20 protein-coding genes and 1 tRNA gene are annotated in these 20,540 nt (G+C 44.4%); 6 read left to right on the forward strand and 15 right to left on the reverse strand.

The features are described from left to right. Nucleotides 1-76 precede the first annotated feature (76 nt). Nucleotides 77-168, reverse strand: a tRNA-Ser gene (locus GTQ48_RS09050). A gap of 239 nt (nucleotides 169-407) precedes the next feature. Between GTQ48_RS09050 and GTQ48_RS09055 the strand changes: the two genes are divergently transcribed. From GTQ48_RS09055 to GTQ48_RS09075, 5 genes are all read left to right on the forward strand, one after another. Beyond that, on the forward strand, nucleotides 408-1,073 hold the full coding sequence (locus tag GTQ48_RS09055; protein ID WP_163106388.1) for a Bax inhibitor-1/YccA family protein: 666 nt from the start codon (nucleotides 408-410) through the stop codon (nucleotides 1,071-1,073). A gap of 64 nt (nucleotides 1,074-1,137) precedes the next feature. After that, entirely contained in the window at nucleotides 1,138-1,527 is a 390-nt protein-coding gene (tusD, locus tag GTQ48_RS09060) for a sulfurtransferase complex subunit TusD (RefSeq protein ID WP_163106389.1), read from the forward strand. Then, nucleotides 1,527-1,895 (forward strand): DsrE family protein, encoded by a 369-nt coding sequence (locus GTQ48_RS09065; RefSeq protein ID WP_163106390.1) that lies wholly within the window; start codon nucleotides 1,527-1,529, stop codon nucleotides 1,893-1,895. Before tusD ends, GTQ48_RS09065 begins: the two co-directional genes overlap by 1 nt. Further along, complete coding sequence (locus GTQ48_RS09070; protein WP_163106391.1) at nucleotides 1,895-2,284, forward strand: DsrH/TusB family sulfur metabolism protein; 390 nt, start codon at nucleotides 1,895-1,897, stop codon at nucleotides 2,282-2,284. The genes GTQ48_RS09065 and GTQ48_RS09070 overlap by 1 nt, the downstream gene beginning before the upstream one ends. 223 nt (nucleotides 2,285-2,507) lie before the next feature. After that, nucleotides 2,508-2,855, forward strand: coding sequence for a TusE/DsrC/DsvC family sulfur relay protein (locus GTQ48_RS09075; protein WP_032096282.1), 348 nt, complete (start codon nucleotides 2,508-2,510; stop codon nucleotides 2,853-2,855). Nucleotides 2,856-3,072: 217 nt separating this feature from the next. Here GTQ48_RS09075 and GTQ48_RS09080 read toward each other — a convergent pair whose 3' ends face one another. The 7 genes from GTQ48_RS09080 to lrp form a co-directional block, all read right to left on the reverse strand. Then, complete coding sequence (locus GTQ48_RS09080; RefSeq protein ID WP_163106392.1) at nucleotides 3,073-3,771, reverse strand: SOS response-associated peptidase family protein; 699 nt, start codon at nucleotides 3,769-3,771, stop codon at nucleotides 3,073-3,075. 268 nt (nucleotides 3,772-4,039) lie between these two features. Then, nucleotides 4,040-5,335: a serine--tRNA ligase gene (gene serS / locus GTQ48_RS09085; protein WP_163106393.1), complete on the reverse strand. Its 1,296-nt coding sequence runs from the start codon at nucleotides 5,333-5,335 to the stop codon at nucleotides 4,040-4,042. 10 nt (nucleotides 5,336-5,345) lie between these two features. After that, the gene (gene crcB, locus GTQ48_RS09090; protein WP_032096285.1) at nucleotides 5,346-5,741 is read right to left on the reverse strand and encodes a fluoride efflux transporter CrcB; all 396 of its coding nucleotides are present in this window, start codon (nucleotides 5,739-5,741) and stop codon (nucleotides 5,346-5,348) included. Nucleotides 5,742-5,753: 12 nt separating this feature from the next. Next, a complete protein-coding gene (locus GTQ48_RS09095; protein ID WP_163106394.1) occupies nucleotides 5,754-7,061 on the reverse strand; it encodes a replication-associated recombination protein A in 1,308 nt (435 codons plus the stop codon). Next, nucleotides 7,048-7,827, reverse strand: a complete 780-nt coding sequence (gene lolA, locus GTQ48_RS09100; RefSeq protein WP_239060052.1) for an outer membrane lipoprotein periplasmic chaperone LolA — start codon at nucleotides 7,825-7,827, stop codon at nucleotides 7,048-7,050. Before lolA ends, GTQ48_RS09095 begins: the two co-directional genes overlap by 14 nt. 4 nt (nucleotides 7,828-7,831) lie before the next feature. After that, entirely contained in the window at nucleotides 7,832-10,639 is a 2,808-nt protein-coding gene (locus tag GTQ48_RS09105) for a DNA translocase FtsK (protein WP_163106395.1), read from the reverse strand. 223 nt (nucleotides 10,640-10,862) lie between these two features. Then, nucleotides 10,863-11,348 (reverse strand): leucine-responsive transcriptional regulator Lrp, encoded by a 486-nt coding sequence (lrp, locus tag GTQ48_RS09110; protein WP_032096289.1) that lies wholly within the window; start codon nucleotides 11,346-11,348, stop codon nucleotides 10,863-10,865. 161 nt (nucleotides 11,349-11,509) lie between these two features. On the opposite strand from lrp, the gene ald reads away from it, so the two are divergent. After that, nucleotides 11,510-12,643: an alanine dehydrogenase gene (gene ald, locus GTQ48_RS09115; protein WP_163106396.1), complete on the forward strand. Its 1,134-nt coding sequence runs from the start codon at nucleotides 11,510-11,512 to the stop codon at nucleotides 12,641-12,643. A 115-nt stretch (nucleotides 12,644-12,758) separates the two neighbouring features. Here ald and pyrF read toward each other — a convergent pair whose 3' ends face one another. From pyrF to cmk, 7 genes are all read right to left on the reverse strand, one after another. Next, on the reverse strand, nucleotides 12,759-13,454 hold the full coding sequence (gene pyrF, locus GTQ48_RS09120) for an orotidine-5'-phosphate decarboxylase (RefSeq protein WP_163106475.1): 696 nt from the start codon (nucleotides 13,452-13,454) through the stop codon (nucleotides 12,759-12,761). A 48-nt stretch (nucleotides 13,455-13,502) separates the two neighbouring features. Next, nucleotides 13,503-14,672, reverse strand: coding sequence for a lipopolysaccharide assembly protein LapB (lapB, locus tag GTQ48_RS09125; protein WP_163106397.1), 1,170 nt, complete (start codon nucleotides 14,670-14,672; stop codon nucleotides 13,503-13,505). Further along, nucleotides 14,672-14,932: a LapA family protein gene (locus GTQ48_RS09130; protein ID WP_235207789.1), complete on the reverse strand. Its 261-nt coding sequence runs from the start codon at nucleotides 14,930-14,932 to the stop codon at nucleotides 14,672-14,674. The genes lapB and GTQ48_RS09130 overlap by 1 nt, the downstream gene beginning before the upstream one ends. 99 nt (nucleotides 14,933-15,031) lie before the next feature. Next, on the reverse strand, nucleotides 15,032-17,371 hold the full coding sequence (locus GTQ48_RS09135) for a PilZ domain-containing protein (RefSeq protein ID WP_163106398.1): 2,340 nt from the start codon (nucleotides 17,369-17,371) through the stop codon (nucleotides 15,032-15,034). A 189-nt stretch (nucleotides 17,372-17,560) separates the two neighbouring features. Then, nucleotides 17,561-17,848, reverse strand: coding sequence for an integration host factor subunit beta (gene ihfB, locus GTQ48_RS09140; protein WP_032096429.1), 288 nt, complete (start codon nucleotides 17,846-17,848; stop codon nucleotides 17,561-17,563). Between the two features lie 76 nt (nucleotides 17,849-17,924). After that, entirely contained in the window at nucleotides 17,925-19,595 is a 1,671-nt protein-coding gene (gene rpsA / locus GTQ48_RS09145) for a 30S ribosomal protein S1 (RefSeq protein ID WP_032096430.1), read from the reverse strand. A gap of 121 nt (nucleotides 19,596-19,716) precedes the next feature. Then, nucleotides 19,717-20,388, reverse strand: a complete 672-nt coding sequence (cmk, locus tag GTQ48_RS09150) for a (d)CMP kinase (RefSeq protein ID WP_032096431.1) — start codon at nucleotides 20,386-20,388, stop codon at nucleotides 19,717-19,719. Nucleotides 20,389-20,540: the final 152 nt, after the last annotated feature.

Genomic DNA, 20,540 nt, shown 5'->3' on the forward strand with positions numbered 1-20,540 from the left:
CTAATCAACGCCGATCTGTAGGTATATTTTCTTTTAGCATAAAAAAACCCGCAACAATGTGCGGGTTTTTCTAATCTGGCGGAGAGTGAGGGATTCGAACCCCCGGTGGGTTTGACCCCACGTCTGATTTCAAGTCAGGTGCATTAAACCGAGCTCTGCCAACTCTCCAGAAGTGGAGCGTATCTTAATGATATTTTTTTCACTGTAAAGAGAAAAATTAAAAAAGTTATTTAAGTGCCGATAAATCAAACAAATAACGTATTTAGTCTGTACCTTGGGTGTTTTTATAAGCACATAACGTCATTTTCATCTGAAACTACTTGAAAATGGGAACTAAAACCCATACAACATACACTAATTACAAGTGTACCAGTTGTGGTCATATCATAGTCCTATTGGAGGAAACAATGGATCAACGTTCGATGTATTCTAGTGCATCTCAACCATCGGTATTGCAGACGAACAAGGTTCTACGCAACACCTACATGCTGCTTGCGATGACACTAGCGTTTAGTGCAGTTTGTGCAGGTGTCGCAATGGCAGTAGGAATTTCTCCTATGATGTCATTAGGCATGACCATAGGCGCATTTATTACTTTATTTGTCGTTCAGAAAAAAGCAGACTCTTCATCAGGTATCTTTTGGGTGTTTGCATTTACAGGTTTAATGGGCGCGTCCCTCGGCTACACATTAAACTTTTATCTAGGCGTGGCGGGGCCAGGTCTGATAATGGAAGCATTAGGCGCGACAGCACTGGTGTTTTTCGCCCTATCAGGTTATGTACTGACGACTAAGAAAGACTTCTCATTTATGGGTGGCTTTTTGGTTGTAGGTTTAGTGGTAGTGCTTGTTGCTGCAATTGCGAACATCTTCTTTGCAGTGCCAGCGGTAAGCCTAGCAATTAGTGCAGCTATCGTATTTATTATGTCTGGTTTTATTTTGTTTGATACTAGCCGTATTATCCATGGTGGTGAAACAAACTATATTCGCGCTACTGTGTCGCTTTACCTGAACATATATAACTTGTTCACTGCGATACTTCACCTTCTAGGTGCATTTGGCGGCGACGACTAAACAAGCGTTTAATACGTAAAACAAACACCCCTTAATCGGGGTGTTTTTGTTTGGAACACTTTTTATGGCGCAATATTCAGTTTTAATTACCTCACCTCCCTTTCATGGGGACAATACACTTCGTGCTCTTCAGTTTATTGGGGGCGTGATTGATAGTGGCAGCACTATTGATAATGTCTTTTTTTATGGTGATGGAGTTTATCATACCAATAACCTTATGCTTGAGGCTGGTGGTGAGTGCTTTAGTTTTGGTGAGTGGAAAAAGCTATCTGAAGCTCATAATGTAAAACTGTTGGTATGCATTACCGCGGCGGTAAAACGCGGTATTGTAAGCGAACAAGAAGCGATTAATAACGGCATCGCCTCTGCAAATTTAACCGCTCCTTTTATTCAGGCTGGCTTGGGCGAGTTTTTTACTGAATTACATAATTGCACTAGGTTGGTACAATTTTAATGGCGAGTTTACTTATCCGATTTACCCAGAGCCCTTATGGCAGCGCGTTTAGTCAAGACGGGCTAGACTTTGCGCTTGCAGCAACAAATTATGGGCATACGGTTCACGTTCTTTTTGAAGGTGAAGGGGTATTACAGCTTGTTCAAACAGAATCAACAAAAGGGATAAAGAACCACAGCAAACGTTTAGCCTCTATGCCTTTTTTTGATATTGAAGAATGCTTCATCTGCAAAGATAGCGTCGACGCCTTTGCAATCGATAGCGTGCTTTTAAATACAGGATTAATAGAAGAACTCGAAGGACAACTGCTAAGCGCTTCACAGCGACTGGCATTGATTCAACGCGCTGATCATGTGGTAACCTTTTAATGATTATCAATATTACCAGTACACAGCTTTCAGATAGCAACAAAGCACTAATTAATGCCGTTTTCGATGCAAATTTAGATGCAGTTTTAAATACAGATAATGAGGCGGCTTCTAATACCGATGTTAAAAAAGACCATGCCACTGACTCGCCGCCCATCATTATATTTTCTGGCGATGGCGTTTTTGCACAATCCAGTATTGCGGCACTATTAGCTAAGCGTAAAGCGTTGTCGAAGAAAGCCGAAGCGAGCCCCAGCAAGACTATGCTTTTCGCAGTAAAAGCAGATTTAGCACTTCGAGGTGCGTGTGTTGTGAACAATGTTTCGATAATCAATTACCGAGAATTTGCAGAGCTAGCGAGTCGTCATCAGCAATGGGTTACGCTCTGAGCTTACGGGTTAGATTGATTTGCGTTAAAGAGTGTGTGGCTCGTGTTGGTGAAGAATATTTAGTGAAGCGTATTTGGTGAAGCGTATTTGGCGGTTTAAAAAGGTGATATGGCCTACCTATGAGAAATTGCGGCACTGAAGTGACCAATTCGACGCTGCTTCGAAATAGCCTTACGAGAATTCGCTACGAGCAAGACTCAAGAGAAAGACGGACGAGATAAGAATGTCACAAGATACCTTTAGCTTTACCTACAACGGAAATGAAATTCCAACAGACAAAGCGGGTTACCTGCTAGATTATACGTTGTGGGATGAGGGAATGGTGCCCTTACTGGCCCAAGAAGAGAATATTGAGCTAAGCGATGCACACTGGGAAGTCGTTCGTTTTGTTCGCGAGTTTTATGAAGAGTACGAAACAAGCCCCGCTATTAGAGCACTGGTAAAAGCCATGGCAAATAAATTTGGCCCCGAAAAAGGAAATAGCCGCTATTTACAGCGTCTGTTCAAAAAAGGCCCGGCCAAACAAGCAACAAAGCTAGCTGGTCTACCAAAGCCTGCGCGCTGCCTATAACGCCTCCAATAATATGCCCTTTCCTAAAGTGTTTTCCCTAAAGAGATCTTCCCTAAAGTGATTTCCCCTAATCTTCGCGTCCCTAATATACCCTTTTCTAATATGTCGTGCTCAAATTGTGCCATTGGCATTTTACTAGAGAATATTGTCACCACATCATAGAAGAGAGCTTTGTTACAGACAAAGCAGCTATCCCGTTAGCTGCTGTCTTGGCTGTTTAGCGTGTGGAGGCTGGCAGTATAGTTGTGGGTGCTAAAGGTTCGCCGCTTTTAAAGGTTTTCACTTTAGTGACTTCCAGGTCGCAGTAGATTTTGGGGTTCGACAATAGCTCATCGACGGCTTCGTTTTCCTCGTTCCCAAGCCAAGCGTGAATGACTTCTTTATCGTGGGGTAAGAAACAAGGAATGGATTTTTCGTGATACTGGCTGAAATCAGGTCTTGGCGGCCGCGTTACCACTGCACATGAAAAGCATCCGTTGCTAAACATCCGATAGACCACCCCCAGCAGCATGGCGCCGCTGGTAGGACGCATTAAGTAATGTGATTTACCGTTAGCAGAAGGATTAGACTCTCCCACTGCAGTAGCGACAACAATACCACGCCGTTTAGTTATTGCTTTGTGCCAATAAGGGCTATCCAAATTTCTTGCATTAAACGTGGTGCGATCACCAAGCGCTAATGTATCGCCAACGGGGCTCGCGTCAAACCACCACGTTGCGTTTATAGTGCGCTTACTATCTACAATCAGATTAGTGATGCGTTTATCTACCGCTTTACCAAATGCCGGATAAAAATTGAGTACATCGCTATGCTGTGCCTCATCGTTAAAAAGCGGAATAGTTTCACCTAATCCCACCTCCTCAAGCAGTTCCAAAACCGCGGGGGAAAGTGTCTCTCGTTGAATAAAACCGCACATATAGCCTCCATGTTTTCCACACTGATTAGACTTCAAATACGAATTACAATTTTCTAGCAAGTTCGCTGGTATTTAATTAAGATTTTCGTTACGCGTAACCGATTAAACTACCAACTACAAAAAAAGCCTGAGGTAGAAACCATCAGGCTTTTTTGTGTGGTTTAATTAAAAACCCTTTAATACAACACTTTCTAATACAAACTTTAAAAACTGAACAAGCACTAGTAGTTACATACAGTGTTCAACTTGTAACGCAAAGCCTCTCGGTTTACTGAGCTTTAAGTACTTCAACACCGCCCATGTAAGGGACTAGTGCTTTAGGTACCGTTACGCTGCCGTCGTCTTGCTGGTTATTCTCTAAAATAGCAACCAATGTACGCCCTACTGCTAAACCTGAACCATTCAATGTGTGAAGCAACTCAGGCTTGTTGGTTTCAGGGTTACGGAAGCGAGCCTGCATACGACGGGCTTGGAAATCTAACATGTTAGAACACGAAGAGATTTCTCTGTAAGTGTTTTGGGCTGGTAACCACACTTCCAAATCGTAAGTTTTACAAGCCCCAAAGCCCATATCGCCCGTACACAGCAACATTTTACGGTAAGGTAATTCAAGTTTTTGCAGAATCGCTTCGGCATGACTAGTCAGCGCTTCAAGCGCGTCAAAGCTATCTTCAGGCTTAACGAGTTGCACTAATTCCACTTTGTCGAATTGATGCTGGCGAATTAGGCCTCGCGTATCGCGACCGTATGAGCCTGCCTCAGAACGAAAACACGGTGTGTGAGCAGTCATTTTCACTGGTAGCGATTTGGCATCTACTATCTCATCGCGCACAATGTTCGTTAGTGGCACTTCTGCGGTAGGTATAAGGGATAGCCCTTGCCCTTCCTCAGTTGCAGGCTGCGTGTGAAACAAATCTTCACCAAACTTTGGAAGTTGACCTGTGCCATACAGGCTGTCAGAGTTTACTAAGTAAGGCACATACATTTCTTGATAGCCGTGCTCACCGGTATGCACGTCTAGCATAAACTGCGCAATCGCTCGATTTAAACGTGCAACATCACCACGCATGACAACAAAGCGGCTGCCGGTAATTTTACTTGCCGTAGAAAAATCGAGGCCATTGTTTAAGCGCTCGCCCACGTCTACATGGTCACTTACTTCAAAATCAAACGTTCTTGGCTGGCCCCAGCGTGATATCTCTACATTGTGATCTTCGTTCTCACCTTGCGGCACAGACTCGTCAGGCAAATTAGGTATGCCTTGAGTCATCACTGTAATTTCATCTAACAATGCAGTTAATTCAGCTTTTGCTGAATCAAGCTCATCACCGAGCTTACCAACTTCAGCTAACAAAGGCGCAATGTCTTCGCCCTGTGCTTTCGCTTTGCCAATAGACTTACTGCGCACGTTTCGCTCGTTCTGCAGATCCTGAGTTCTGGATTGAAGTGTTTTTCTTTTTTCTTCAAGCGAACTAAATGCTGCCACATCAAGCTTAAAACCACGGGCAGCCAAACGTTCGGCAGTTTGTTCTATATCGCTTCGCAAACACTTTGGATCTAACATGCGTTCCTACTTATCCTTTCATCAATTCAATTGCCAGCCACCCTGCTATTAAGCAAGCGCCGACATTAAGAAATACGTTAGCTACGGCCTTTAGCCACAGCCCATTTTCTAACAACGTTAGCGTTTCAATGGAAAACGTTGAGAATGTTGTAAATGCACCTAGTAACCCCACACCTAGTAGTGCGCGGTATGGCGAATCGCTCAAATCGTGACGCTCTATCAAGCCATAAAGAAGCGCCAGCGCAAATGAGCCGATTACATTTACCGTTAGTGTACCAAACGGCATGTTTTTTCCAAACCAAGAATCTACCGTTGTGGTAACAAAATAGCGTAAACATGCACCTGTCGCGCCACCCGCGGCGATAAAACAGTACAATGTTAAGCTGTGTGATACGCCAAATGACACGCTAATACCCCTTTACCGTTTGTTTTTACTCTGTGAATTTAAGCTGTCTAAGAAATCTCGCTTCGCTTTAAGTGCCTTTTCTAAGCCTCGTTCGCTTGGCTCATAAAATCGCGTTCCCACAATACTCTCTGGCAAATAAGTCTCGCCTGCTGCAAAAGCATTTGGCTCATTATGTGCGTAGCGATAACCATCGCCATGTCCAAGATCTTTCATTAACGATGTGGGAGCGTTACGTAAATGCATAGGCACTGGCGCATCAGATGTTTTTCTCGCTAATGCCTTTGCCGCACTAAATGCCATGTAAACCGCATTGCTCTTTGCTGCCAATGCACAATAAACGGTAGCCTGCGCAATAGCCCGTTCGCCTTCAGCTGGGCCTACGCGATGAAATGTGTCCCAAGCATTAATGCAAAGCTGCATGGCCCGCGGATCAGCATTGCCAATATCCTCTGACGCGATGGCTAGTAAACGCCTGCCAACGTAAAGGGCATCGCCACCACCGTCTAAAATACGGGCATACCAGTATAGCGCTGCATCGGGGTCTGAACCTCTCACCGATTTGTGAAAAGCTGAAATAAGGTCGTAAAACGTATCGCCTTTATTATCGTAGCTCGCCACCTTTTGACCAACGGCTTGCTCAATGTCACCAATGGCAATTTCATCATTACTGGTAAAGTCGGCAGATAGCTCTAAATAAGTGAGAAGGCGTCTGGCATCACCACTGCTTAAGTCGATAAGAGCTTGTTTTGCTGGTGCTGAAATTGTTAAATGTCGTTCACCCAGCCCTTTTTGCTCATTGACTAAGGCCCGTTCTACTAACTCGGCTAAAGCGTCATTTTCAAGTGGCTTAAGTACGTAAACTCTTACCCTTGATAACAACGCATTATTGAGCTCAAAAGACGGGTTTTGTGTGGTTGCACCGATAAAAGTTACAACACCGGATTCAACGAACGGTAAAAACGCGTCCTGCTGACTTTTATTAAAACGATGCACTTCATCAACAAATAACAGCGTACGCTGATTGTAGCGTGCGTTATCTTGGGCGCTGTCCATGGCCGCACGAATCTCTTTTACCCCAGACGTCACCGCTGAAATACGAAGCACTGTAGCATTAGTGTATTCGGCGATGAGCTCTGCTAGGGTTGTCTTTCCTGTTCCAGGAGGCCCCCACAAAATCATCGAATGACAGTGACCCGCCTCTAGCATTTTACGAAGGGGCTTGTCAGGGCCTAAAAGGTGAGATTGACCGCTGTATTCTTCAATGGTTGTGGGCCGCATCCGCGCGGCCAGTGGGACGAATGCCTGATTAACGTTGGTCATCGATAATAAAACTGTCTGGCACTTCAACTTCAAACGTATCAGCAGCAAGTGGGAAAGTGGTTTCTATATCACTGAAGGTCAGTGTGCTTATTTGTTGTTGAGCATCTAACATAGTTAACGCTGCGAGTTCGTTGTGGCTGTTGAACGTAAGGGTAAGCGTTAATATTTGTCCGCCCTGCTGCTTAGGTGTTATTTGAAAGCTTCGCAAACTCGACGTGTTTTCTTGTCCTGACCTGTTTTTTTGCCCTAATTTGTTTTTTTGTCCTGACAGCTTCGATAACGCATTATCAAGCTGGCTAATTGAAAACATCGACCACGTGCTGTCATCATTCGAGGTGAGTAACATAACAGGGTTGTCTTTAATGGCGTTAGCCTGAGATAGCACAGTAACCTGCTCTACAAATGTGTCTACATTCCACACGGCCTCGCCGTCGGCTATCAGTAGCGTCTCATCTGGAAAAGTGGTTTCCCAACGTAGCTTGTCAGGACGGGTCATCGTAAGTACGCCCTGTGCTTCGTGTACTACATTTTGTTGGGCATCCACAACGGTTTGGGCAAAGTTAGCCCGAAACTGACGCATATCACTAAGCAGTGCTTTTAATGCCGAAGTGTCGTTAGTATCAATATCGCTCGTTGATACAGGTGCGGCCAATGATTCAGGAGCCGCTTCGGCTGAGGCCTGTATTTGGGCATTTAACACAAAACTTGTGGCGCCAGCAGCGACCAAAAGCACACTGCGTACAAGGTACATTGCTTTGTTCTTCATATCATTATTCCTTTATTGGGGGCGGCGCTATCACTTCGCGATTTCCGTTGTGCCCCTGTGCACTTACGACCCCACTGGCTTCCATTTGTTCAACTAAACGCGCCGCTCGATTGTAACCAATTCTGAATTTGCGCTGCACGCTAGACACACTTGCACGGCGTGTTTCAGTAACAAATGCGACGGCATCATCGTAGAATGCATCAAACTCTTGCTCTTCACCTTCAGGTTGTTCACCCGGCAACAGTACTTCAGCAGACGCTTCACCATTTAGAATTTCATCGATGTACTCGGGTTCGCCACGTTTCTGCCAATCGGCAACCACTGCATGCACTTCATGATCGTCTACAAACGCACCATGTACTCGCGTAGGCACCGGGCTTCCTGGCGGTAGGTAAAGCATATCACCCATACCAAGCAGTGTTTCAGCACCCTGCTGGTCTAATATGGTGCGCGAATCTATTTTGCTTGATACCTGAAACGCGATACGAGTAGGGATGTTTGCTTTGATTAATCCGGTAATAACATCTACCGACGGTCTTTGCGTGGCCAAAATAAGGTGTATGCCGGCGGCTCGCGCTTTTTGTGCAATTCGGGCAATCAATTCCTCTACTTTCTTACCAACAATCATCATCATGTCAGCAAATTCGTCTACCACAACCACAATGGCAGGTAATTTATCTAAATCTGGCGCTTCGGTTTCCATGCTCTCTTCATTTTTCCAGAGCGGATCTTTTATCGGCGTTCCATTAGCTTTAGCCTCTTCAACTTTGACGTTGTAGCCTTTGAGGTTCCTCACACCAAGTGCACTCATTAATCGATATCGGCGCTCCATTTCGCCCACACACCAGCGAAGGGCATTTGCCGCCTCTTTCATATCGGTAACCACTTCAGACAGTAAGTGAGGAATACCTTCATATACCGATAGTTCGAGCATTTTAGGATCTATCATGATCATGCGAACGTCTTCAGGCGTGCTTTTATACAGCAAGCTCAAAATCATCACGTTCACACCTACCGATTTACCCGAGCCTGTCGTACCCGCAACGAGTACATGAGGCATTTTTGCTAAATCTACAATAACTGGCTTACCGGATATATCAGCGCCAAGTACCATGGTAAGCGCCGATTTATTCGATTGAAACGTGTCGCAACTGATGACTTCGCTCAAGCGAACCATTTCTCGCTGCTTATTCGGCAGCTCTAACCCAATAACCGATTTACCAGGGATAACTTCAACAACGCGCACCGACATGGCAGACATCGCTCGCGCCAAATCTTTCGACAAACCGGTAATTTTACTTACCTTAACTCCCGGCGCTAAATCAAGCTCAAAGCGCGTAATAACAGGCCCTGGATAAACACCCACTACTGTGGCTTCAATATTAAAGTCGGCTAACTTTTCCTCAACCAAACGAGATATACCCTCAATCTCTTCTTGGGTAAGGGGGTTTTCGTGTTTATCGGCTCGCTCTAGCAAATCAAAGGATGGCATAGGTGCCATATTTTCATCAATTTCCTGTCTTGGCTTAATAGGCTTAGCACCCACTGCCGCTGGCGAAAACGGTTGTTGTACAGAGGTATCTACCGTTTTCTGAGCCAATGCTGGCTCAACAGGTGGTTGATTATGCGAGCTGGGTGCGTCTTCTTCATCGCTAGCGTAAGGCATGTCTGCGTTAAACTCATCAAACTCGTCAAAGTCACCGATGGTTGGCTCAGCTTTTATTGTGCTTACATCTGAAACGGCATCTTCACTCTCAGCATCGTTTACGCTTGATGTAGCTGAATTTCCAGACTCACCGAGCCCCACTTTATCCTTAACGGCCGCGCGCATGCCTGATAAAGAGAATGGGGACTTTTTCGGTTCTTTTTCGATATCTTGAGAATACGCTGATGGCTCTTCTGTACCGTCGCTGTGAGAATAAAATGGCGGTTCGCTCTCTTCATTTGACTGGCTGGTATGGCGAGCAGTGTCTACCGTAAACCTCGGCTCCATTCTCTCAGAGGAGGAATGACGCTGATTTGCCGCACTATCATCGTGTGCATTGTGTGAAGGCGCAGATGGTTGCGCTCCCCTCTCCTGCCCCTTCTCAGAATTGGAGCCAGAATCAGAGTCAGATTCATAAGCAGGCTCAGCGCGCATGGTTGTAATATCAAGCTCACCTGATGAAGCGGTATTACTCTTAACATTGCTGGTTAGCGCTAAGCGCGGCATCTCAAAAGACAGTAACCGCTGGGGCGCGGCAATCGTTTTTCTAGTAAGCCACAGAGCACCCTCGCCTATTTTGTCAATGATCGAAAGCCAGCTCACGCCGGTCAGCAAAGTAAACCCAGTACAAAAGAAACAGAGTAAAAGGAGGATTGTACCTGCGGTATTAAAATAGGGAACTAACGCGGAGCTTATAACGTCTCCAACAAAGCCCCCAGCAGAAAAGTTATAGATATCGTCAAAGTTGATACTCGCGATACCTGTTGCGCCCAGTGCCATAAGTAAACCGCCAATAATGCGAAGACCTATGGTTAAGTAGTCAAATTCATCAAGCTCTTTAATATGCTGAAAAAGAAACCAACCTAAGAACGCTGCACCAAAAGGCAGTAAATAGGCAAGGAAGCCGAAAGAAAACAGCAATAAATCGGCAACCCATGCGCCAGTAGCTCCCACCCAATTGTGTACATCGAGCTGCAGCCCTGCTTGACTCCATCCAGGATCGCCAGGATGAAAAGATGCTAGTGCCAGCAATAAGAAAAAGGCGAAAACGCAAGCGACTATCATGCCTGCTTCCCACACTCGCTGAACCCCTGTTAATCGCGCCATAACGTTTATAAAACCTTTAAATTATCTGCCACTACTATTTGTGTAATTCGCTATAAGTACAAGAAACCCGTTTTTGTTTCCCGCAATCCATTCTCTGTAACCGCCTCAAACCTTCTGTAACCGATATGTATTGGTTCTGTAAGGTATTGAAAGCGCGCGAGTATTAAAGCACTGTATTTTTGCACAGCCTACCATAAAAGCAACATTCTGAGCCATGCTTTCATTACTTCAAATTAATGCGCAAAGAAGATGTGCTTTTGACTTCTTCCATAACCACATAGGTTCTAGACTCACTGACGCCCGGCAAGCGCAGTAATGTGTCTCCTAATAGCTTTCGATAGCTAGACATATCTGCCACTCTTGCCTTTAACAGAAAATCAAAGTCGCCTGAGACAAGGTGGCATTCCTGTATATCGTCATGCAGTTTTACCGCAGCAGAAAATTCTGCAAAGATATCCACGGAAGTTTTCGTTAATGTTATCTCCACAAACACCAACATTGCGGCGCCAAGTTTTTCGGGATCCACAATGGCGTGGTAGCCTTTTATATAGCCTTGGCTTTCCAGTCGCTTAACCCGCTCAAGACAAGGGCTGGGGCTCAGACCCACTTCCTTAGCCAGTTCTACATTAGAAACCCGTCCATTTTTTTGTAACTGAACTAGGATATTCCTGTCTATTCGGTCAAGGTGTTTTGGGGTTTTTACTAACATATTATATTTTTCAAAAGCAATGAATAGCCATACTATATGCTAGTAACTGCCATTTTTCAGCACATAGTTCGCTTTTTATTAACGTATACTCGCCAAAATAAACACACAGTTATTTTTAAAGCCGAGCCACCCCGTGCTCATCAGTAATAAGAGGACCTAGTATGTTAGTTGGTGTACCAAAAGAAATTAAAAACCACGAGTATCGTGTTGGCCTAACGCCAGCTGCAGTGAAAGAATTCACAAGCAACGGTCACTCTGTGCTAGTGCAAACATTAGCAGGCGACGCCATTGGTTTTACTGACGAAATGTACGTAGCCGCTGGCGCTACTATTGCGCCAACAGCTGAGCAAGTTTTCGCAGAAGCGGAAATGATCGTAAAGGTAAAAGAGCCACAGCCTAACGAATGTAAAATGCTTCGCAAAGGCCAGACTTTATATACTTATCTTCACCTCGCACCAGATCCAACGCAGACTAAACTTCTCGTTGAATCTGGAGCAACATGTATTGCTTATGAAACAGTCACTGACGACCGTGGAGGCCTCCCTCTTCTTGCTCCTATGAGTGAAGTTGCCGGTCGTATGTCTGTACAAGCAGGTGCGCATTACCTAGAAAAAGCCCACGGTGGTAGTGGCACATTGCTTGGCGGTGTACCGGGTGTGGCACCTGGTAAAGTACTGGTTATTGGTGGTGGCGTTGTAGGAACAAATGCGGCGAAAATGGCCCTTGGTTTAGGCGCTGAAGTGGTTATTCTTGACCGCTCTCTTCCTCGCTTACGTCAAATTGACGATATTTTTAATGGCCAAGTGAAGACAGTTTATTCTACTGTTGACGCGATCGAGCACTATTCATCAAAAGCTGACCTAGTGGTAGGCGCGGTGTTAATCCCTGGCGCAGCAGCACCTAAGTTACTTAATCGTGAACAAATTGCTGCAATGAAGCCTGGTTCTGTTTTGGTAGATGTTGCCATCGATCAAGGCGGTTGTTTTGAAACTTCAAAAGCAACGACACACCAAGACCCTGTGTATATCATTGATGACGTTGTGCACTATTGTGTTGCTAACATGCCAGGTGGTGTTGCGCGTACATCAACGATGGCGCTAAACAATGCAACTCTGCCCTTTGGCCTTGCTTTGGCAAACAAAGGTCCTGTTCAAGCCATGCTAGATGACAAGCATTTACTTGCGGGCTTGAACACCCACGAAGGAAAAGTCACTTATAAGGCGGTTGTTGATGCGTTGGGTGAAGAACTTGGCCTAACCTATACGCCAGCAGAAGTAGCGCTTAACGGTCTATAATCTAGAAGCTATTGCTTCGGATTAGTCGCACTTAATAAAAAAGCTCGATGTCTGTAATAAGACATCGAGCTTTTTTGTGTGTATTCGATTAATAAAACAAAAACTAACTTACTGTTCAACGAATAGATTCATTAACCTCTGTTAACACTGCCATGGGATCTGATGCCTGTGTGATAGGTCGCCCCATCACTAAATAGCTCACGCCAGAATTAATAGCGTCAGGTGGCGTCATTACTCGCTTCTGGTCACCAGCTTGGCTTCCACTAGGCCTTATGCCAGGTGTTACCAGTAAAAAATCATCGTTATGACGTTTGCGCAGAGCAGCTGCTTCTTGCGCTGAGCAAACGATACCGTCTAAGCCGGCTTTTTCCGTTAACTCTGCCAGTCGCAATACCTGCTGCTCAGGGGTAACGTCATCAATAACACCTGAAAGCTGCTCTTGATCCATACTGGTTAGCACAGTAACGGCAATCAGTTTAGTGTTAGGGTTGCTACTATTTTCAATGGCAAGCTTTGCTGCCTGCATCATGGGCAGCCCACCAGAGGCATGAACATTTACCATCCAAACGCCAAGTTCAGCAGCAGCTTTACACGCTTTGGCCACGGTATTGGGGATATCGTGAAATTTTAGATCTAAGAAAACGTCAAACCCTTTACCCACTAAACTCTTAACAAACTCTGGCCCGAATAAAGTAAACATTTCTTTGCCTACTTTGAGTTTACACAAGCTGGGACTTAGCTTATCGACAAACGCTAATGCGGTGTCTTTGTCGTCATAATCAAGCGCTACAATAACGCGGGGGTTTTGAATAGCTTCATTGGGAATAGCTTCATTGGGAATAGCTTTGGGCATAAATCATTACTCTCCATCTAACCCTTTTATGGGTTTTACTACACCCCATTTCTTACACGATGGGCATAGCCAATACAATTTTCTTCCGGAAAAACCGCAGCTATTACAGCGATATTTGGGGCGCTGAAGCATTTGTTTTCCAACTAACTCTTTTAATAATCGTAAACTGTCGGCAGTATTCTTATCGCTGAGCTGGTCGATATAAAGACCCATTAAGGTTTTAAAACCTCGCATGGTAGGACGCTTTCTAAGCTGCTCAATTAAGTACTCACTGGCTTGCGATATCTCACCTTTTTTCAGCAAAACATCAACCATGGCTAGGTATGACGTAGCACATTCTTGCCAGTGTGCTTCTAAGGTCTTTTCGAAGCTATCCCACTCACCAGTATCTTCGGCAATTTTTTCTAAACTCGGCACGGCTTCACTAAACCAATTAATATCTCGCTCAGCTACCTGAACAAAATAAGCAGTGGCGTCGGTGTATCGTTTTTGATTAAGTGCTAGCTCGCCCAGCATCAGCCAAGGACGCACAGCGTGAGCATCGGCATTAACCGCTTTTTGAAGTAACGTAAGGGCTGCACCCTGACTGTCATTTTTAAGCTCAACCGTTGCCTGCTCACAATAAAAGTGGGCAAGTCGCTCGCACACATCATCGTTATCGCCGTGACATTCAACCATACGCTCAGCAAGCTCAATTGCTCGCTGCCACTCTTTGGTTGTTTGATAAATACTGAAAAGTTGCTGCTGGGCTATGAGGTAGTGTTTTTCACTATTGAGTAACTGGAGAAACGCATTTTCTGCCCGTTCTAAAAAGCCTGCCTGTGTGTAATCCTGCCCTAGTTCCCGCAGCGCGTTTTCCCGCTGTGCAGGCTGAAGCTCATCACGACTCACTAGGTTTTGGTGCACCTTAATTGCGCGGTCTATCTCGCCTCGGTGACGAAAAAAACTGCCCATAGCAATGTGGGTTTCTACCGTGTCGCTATTCACGTTAATCATTTTAATTAACGTATCAACGGCTTTGTCAGGTTGGTCTGAAAGAAGGAAGTTAAGGCCTTTGTAATAATGCTTAGACAGTATGCTCGACTGCTTTCTTTGTGCCTGGCGAACGCTATTGCGCCCCATTATCCAGCCATAACCTGCCGCGACAGGTAAAAGTAAAAACAGCAGCTCTAGCATTAGTGGTCTTTTTCCAAATGCTGCATCTTAGATTGCGCCGACATGAGCTGCACTTTTAAACGCAACCAACTCGCTAGCATAATCAAGATACCAACAATAACTCCTATAGAGAGCGAAATAGCGATAAGGGTAGATAACCTAATGTTTGCTTGAGCAATAAGATAATTTACCGTCACTACTCCTTCGTTTTGCGACCCAATAACGAACGCCACCGTTAGCAGCGCAAGAATGATCAAAAATGATACGATCCCTTTCAACACAAAACCCTTTAATTTGATTTATTGGTAAGAATAACAAAATGGGAAAAAAGATAACACAAAAAAGCATTACCCAATGCAGATAGCAGCGCGGTTTATCGATTAAGCAGGAACAGAATCAGGCTCTTTCAACTCCCGTTTTGCAATTAGGTTGTCGATAACGAGATCGTGATGCAGCGCCGACATATTAGTAATAAAAATACAGTGGGTGTACCCTGCTTGCATCGTCTCTAATTTATCGTACATCGCTTTATCGAGTTTTGATAATTGTGCCAACCGTTTCTTGGTTAACGGCGTGATAGCACCGTGACAGCGAATTGCCGTTACGTCAGTGGAACTCAGCTGAATTTTTCCTTCATCCAGCTGCTCTTTAATTTGGGTGCGAAGTTTGGAGTACAAAAAGTCTCGCTCTCTAATAAAAACAAGTCTGTTGTCACTTTTGCGAACGCAATGTACTACCAAATGCTGCTGTATTGACTCTTTAAACATTGCCTCTAGAATTAAAGACTTAGGTTTGGCTTGCCCTTTGTCAGCAAAGAACCCGTGCAAAGGAATAATATTTTGGGTACGAGAAAAAGGAAATAAGTCATCCGAGTTATCGCTTTGATACACGGTTTTGAGTCTGTCTAACGTAAAGCGATTCATTACACACAGCACTGCCAGAGAAGGCATATGCCTTACCGCCAACTCCCATATAAACCGATGTGTTAAACGCTGAATACGAGCAATGTCCCTTACTTTAAAATACGCCGTATTTTCTTCTACAATAATGTCTACATTGGCACTAACCTTGGTTTTTCGACCGGCTTCAGCCAAACATAACCTGATAACGCCAGAGGCAGGCTCAAAATGCACAACCTTATATTTTTCATTTTTGATTTTAAGGTCTGGCACAGAAACCCGAATTTCTTTTTGTAATTCGCTGTTTGGCGCAACAATAAGCCGCATACCGCTGGCAGACAAATCGGCAACCCGTGCCTCTAAAGACGATAGCAGCCCAATTTTAATTGAGGCTGCTTTATCGATGACGTAACGTGTTTCGTTACGTCTGTCTAAATCCTCTTCCATTACATAATCAATATGCCAATTGTCACCGCTGGCTTTAAGACTGCTTGATAGTGGTTTGAAGCTACATTTCGCACTTAAGGTTAAATTACCAATATAACCAGAGACATCTTTACAATAGAGGACATGAGAAATGTTATCGAGCTGCTCAAATTCTTTGCTGGCAATATCATGTATGGCGAAGGCTTTTTGCTTATCTGTTCGCGTCACAACATCAAGGCGGCAGTGACTGCATATGAAATCATCGTTCTTCGCCAACAGGTAAACCAGCGCGTTTAACTGGCCCATTTCCACCAGTTGCCTATGGGTAGCTGTAATTTTTACCGTGGCATTTTTGGTTTTCATTGTACCGTGAAAGACGAACGCTTCATTGTATTTCAATAGCTCCTTGGCAAGAGCATCAAAAAACGGTTTATCTTGTAAGCTGCTAAGTAACTTTTCAGCTTTGTTGTGCTCAACATTGGCTTTTGTAAAAAGCGCTATTGTTGGCTTAAGTGACTTTTTATGGGCAGATAAGTAAACGGGTAGCCAGGGGCTATTTTCCAAAATTCTATCGCGCTCTAATTCTTGCATGGCGCGCTCTATCTCTAAATCCCTTTGCAAAGGCTGCCTGTAAGCGGTGACCTTCACATAGCGTCTTAGATTAGTTAAGAACTCAGGCTCGATATCATCAGGAAATACAAAGAATGACTCATATTTCCCAAGGTGCTTATTATATTTTACCGCTTGAAGGTTAAACGCTATGTCTGTGGGTTCTTTGGTTAAGCCAGCTACTTCAGGTAACGTAAACGTTATAGTATCGCCTGTGGTTACGTTTGGAGGGCGCTTCGTTTCTACCACCATACCAAGGTGAGAAAAAGCACTCACACTGCAGTGCCTTCCCTTTTCAAATTCTGGAGAGCTTACGGTAAAATTAGGTCTTATTGCGATGTCGTCACCAAAATCGATGTCAGTAAAAGACTGACTCTCAATATTGAAAGCATCCACGATTTTTTTAAACTGGTCTTTCTTAATCTGGTTCTGATAGAAATCAGAGTTCATTACCGATTCAAAGACGCCGACGGTGTATCTGTCTTGATAAAGCGAGGTTTCGCTTTTGAGGATCTTTGCCCCCACTTTATCTAAACGCATTTGAATGCCGAAGTGTTTAAACTTCATCACCGGAAAGTGTGCAAAGGCGGAATTATCAGCGGGCGCGTCTGTAAGAGAGGTAAGCCTAACGACTTCCTCCTTTACTACTTTTCGAACAGCACTTGGTAAGCGTTTGGAAAACTTATTAATTCCCTCTAACAAACGATTTTGCTGTTCATAGGGGATAAGTGCACGAATTAGCGGCTGGTATTGTTTTATTATTGCTTGTTCTTCGCCGGCTGACATTACTTCAATTAAAACCGTTTATTCTTATCACGACAATATATAACTGTCTTTAAGTAAGGGTCAATAGTTATTAGCGGCAAGTACTACGTATAAAAAAATATACGTATTAATTATGAGATTTTAACGGAATGTTATAGAGAATTGGGAAAGCAGACACAAAAAAGCCGCTAAAAAAGCGGCTTTTATAATTTATGCTATTGAGGCATCAACTCGTTCGCGAAGTTCTTTTCCTGGCTTAAAGTGCGGTACATATTTACCGTCTAGCTTCACAGTTTCGCCCGTTTTAGGATTTCTACCTACGCGTGGTGCGCGATAGTGCAGTGAGAAACTGCCAAAACCTCGAATTTCTATACGCTCGCCCTTTTGAAGGGTTTGTGCCATTTGTTCGAGAAGCTCTTTGATAGCCAGTTCTAGTTCTTTCGCTGGAACCTGACGCGCTTGATCCGCGAGCCGTTCAATTAATTCAGACTTGGTCATACTTAACCTCGTTGTCACTATTATTGTTTAAACAGCTATCGCGAATTGGGTGCGCCTAAGCACACCCACAAAAACATTACTCGCCTTTAGCAGCTTTGAATGCTTCTGCCATCGCGCTAGCAAAACCAGCATCATCTTGCTGATTAACCTTCTCGATAGCTTCTTTTTCGTCAGCCTGATCTTTCGCTCTTACAGATAGGTTAACAGTACGGTTCTTACGGTCAACGCCCATAAATTTCGCTTCAATGCTATCACCAACTTTCGCTACTTCAGTTGCGTCTTCTACACGCTCAACAGCAATATCTGCAACGCGGATATAACCGTCAACTTCTTCAGCTAGGTTTACAGTAACGCCTTTCGCTTCAACTTCAGTTACTGTACCAACAACGATAGCACCTTTCTTGTTATCTGTCAGATACTTGTTGAACGGGTCTTCTTCAATTTGCTTAACGCCTAGAGAGATACGCTCACGCTCTGGGTCAACCTGAAGAACAACAGCAGAGATTTCGTCGCCTTTCTTATAGTCACGAACTGCGTCTTCACCAGACTTGTTCCAGCTAATGTCAGAAAGGTGAACTAGACCGTCGATGCCGCCGTCAAGACCGATGAAGATACCGAAGTCAGTGATAGACTTGATCTTACCAGATACTTTGTCGCCTTTTTCGTGCGATTCAGCAAACGTTTCCCAAGGATTAGCAATACATTGCTTAAGACCTAGAGAAATACGACGACGCTCTTCGTCAATTTCAAGAACCATAACATCTACTGTATCACCAAGGTTAACAACCTTAGATGGGTGGATATTTTTGTTAGTCCAATCCATTTCAGAAACGTGAACAAGACCTTCAACGCCGTCTTCGATTTCTACGAAACAGCCGTAGTCAGTTAGGTTAGTAACCTGACCGTTGATCTTAGTTCCTTCAGGGTAACGTGAAGCAATTTCTTGCCATGGATCGTTGCCCATTTGCTTCATACCAAGAGAAACACGCTGCTTCTCTTTGTCGAACTTAAGAACTTTAACGTTGATTTCATCGCCAACATTTACGATTTCACTTGGGTGCTTAACGCGCTTCCAAGCCATATCTGTAATGTGTAGAAGACCGTCTACGCCACCAAGGTCAACGAACGCACCGTAATCAGTAAGGTTCTTAACGATACCTTTGATTTCGTGGCCTTCTTCAAGGTTAGCAAGAAGAGTCTCGCGCTCTGCGCTGCTTTCTGCTTCAATAACTGCACGACGAGAAACAACAACGTTGTTGCGTTTTGCATCAAGCTTGATAACTTTAAATTCAAGCTCTTTGCCTTCAAGGTGAGTTGTGTCACGTACTGGACGTACATCAACCAATGAACCTGGAAGGAACGCGCGTACACTGTTTACTTCAACAGTGAAACCGCCTTTAACTTTACCGTTGATAACGCCCTTAATAGTAACTTTATCATCGTAAGCTTTTTCCAGCTCAACCCATGCTTCGTGACGCTTCGCTTTTTCGCGAGAAAGAATAGTTTCACCGAAACCATCTTCTACTGCATCTAGTGCAACATCTACTTCGTCACCGATAGCGATTTCTAATTCGCCTTCAGCATTTTTAAATTGGTCTGCTGGGATAGCACTTTCTGATTTCAAGCCCGCATCAACAAGAACGATGTCTTTGTCGATAGAAACAACAGTACCTTTTACAATTGAACCAGGACGTGTTTCTAGTTCTTGTAAGCTTTCTTCAAAAAGTTGTGCAAAATTTTCAGTCATAAGTCTCAGATAACTTTTAAGTTGATATCCACGCTTCTAATCCGGATAACGCGGGGTTATTAAAAAAATCGCCGCCACTTCCTGTTGCAGCTCTGCTCTGAACGTATTTTGCCCCACGCGATTAACGTCGTGAGGAAATAATATCCATCGCTTTTTCAAAGACTTGGTCTATATCCAAGTCTGTCGAATCTATAATTACAGCATCTTCTGCCGGTACCAAAGGTGCAACCGTGCGCTGTGTATCGCGCTCGTCTCTCGCCTTGATATCGGTTAAAAGGCGCGCAATATTAACATCCATGCCCTTTGCTTTCAACTGGCTATAGCGTCGCTCTGCGCGCGCTTCAGCGCTTGCTGTAAGAAATATCTTTACCTGTGCATCAGGGAACACCACTGTGCCCATATCGCGACCGTCAGCAACGAGCCCTGGCGACTGCTGAAAAGCGCGCTGCCTGCGCAATAACGCTTCGCGCACTCTTGGTAGTGCAGCAATCTTTGACGCTACAGCGCCCACTTCTTCAGTGCGGATGTCGTCAGTAACATCTTCGCCTTCCAAAATAATGCGGGTCGCATCTTGGCTCGTCTCGAAACTAACGTCGAGCCCTGTTGCAAGGGGAACAACACATTCTTCATCATCACACGGGAGGTCGTGGTGAAGTGCAGCAACGGCTAGAACGCGATAAATTGCGCCGCTATCTAGAAAATGCCACTCTAACTTTTTGGCTAATAAGCTACTTAGTGTACCTTTACCAGCACCACTTGGGCCGTCGACCGTGACTACGGGTGTGGAATGCATACCTGCTCCATATTTTTAAAATTGCTAAAAATCGCGCGTAATTATACGCTTTAACACGAGATTAGCAATGGCGTCAGTACATGCACGCCGCACAGTTAATCGCTAACGTTGATATGTATCACGTTATTGATGTTGTGAAATCGCTCTAGGTA

The sequence above is a fragment of the Alteromonas genovensis genome, from assembly GCF_010500895.1.
Taxonomy (GTDB): domain Bacteria; phylum Pseudomonadota; class Gammaproteobacteria; order Enterobacterales; family Alteromonadaceae; genus Alteromonas; species Alteromonas genovensis.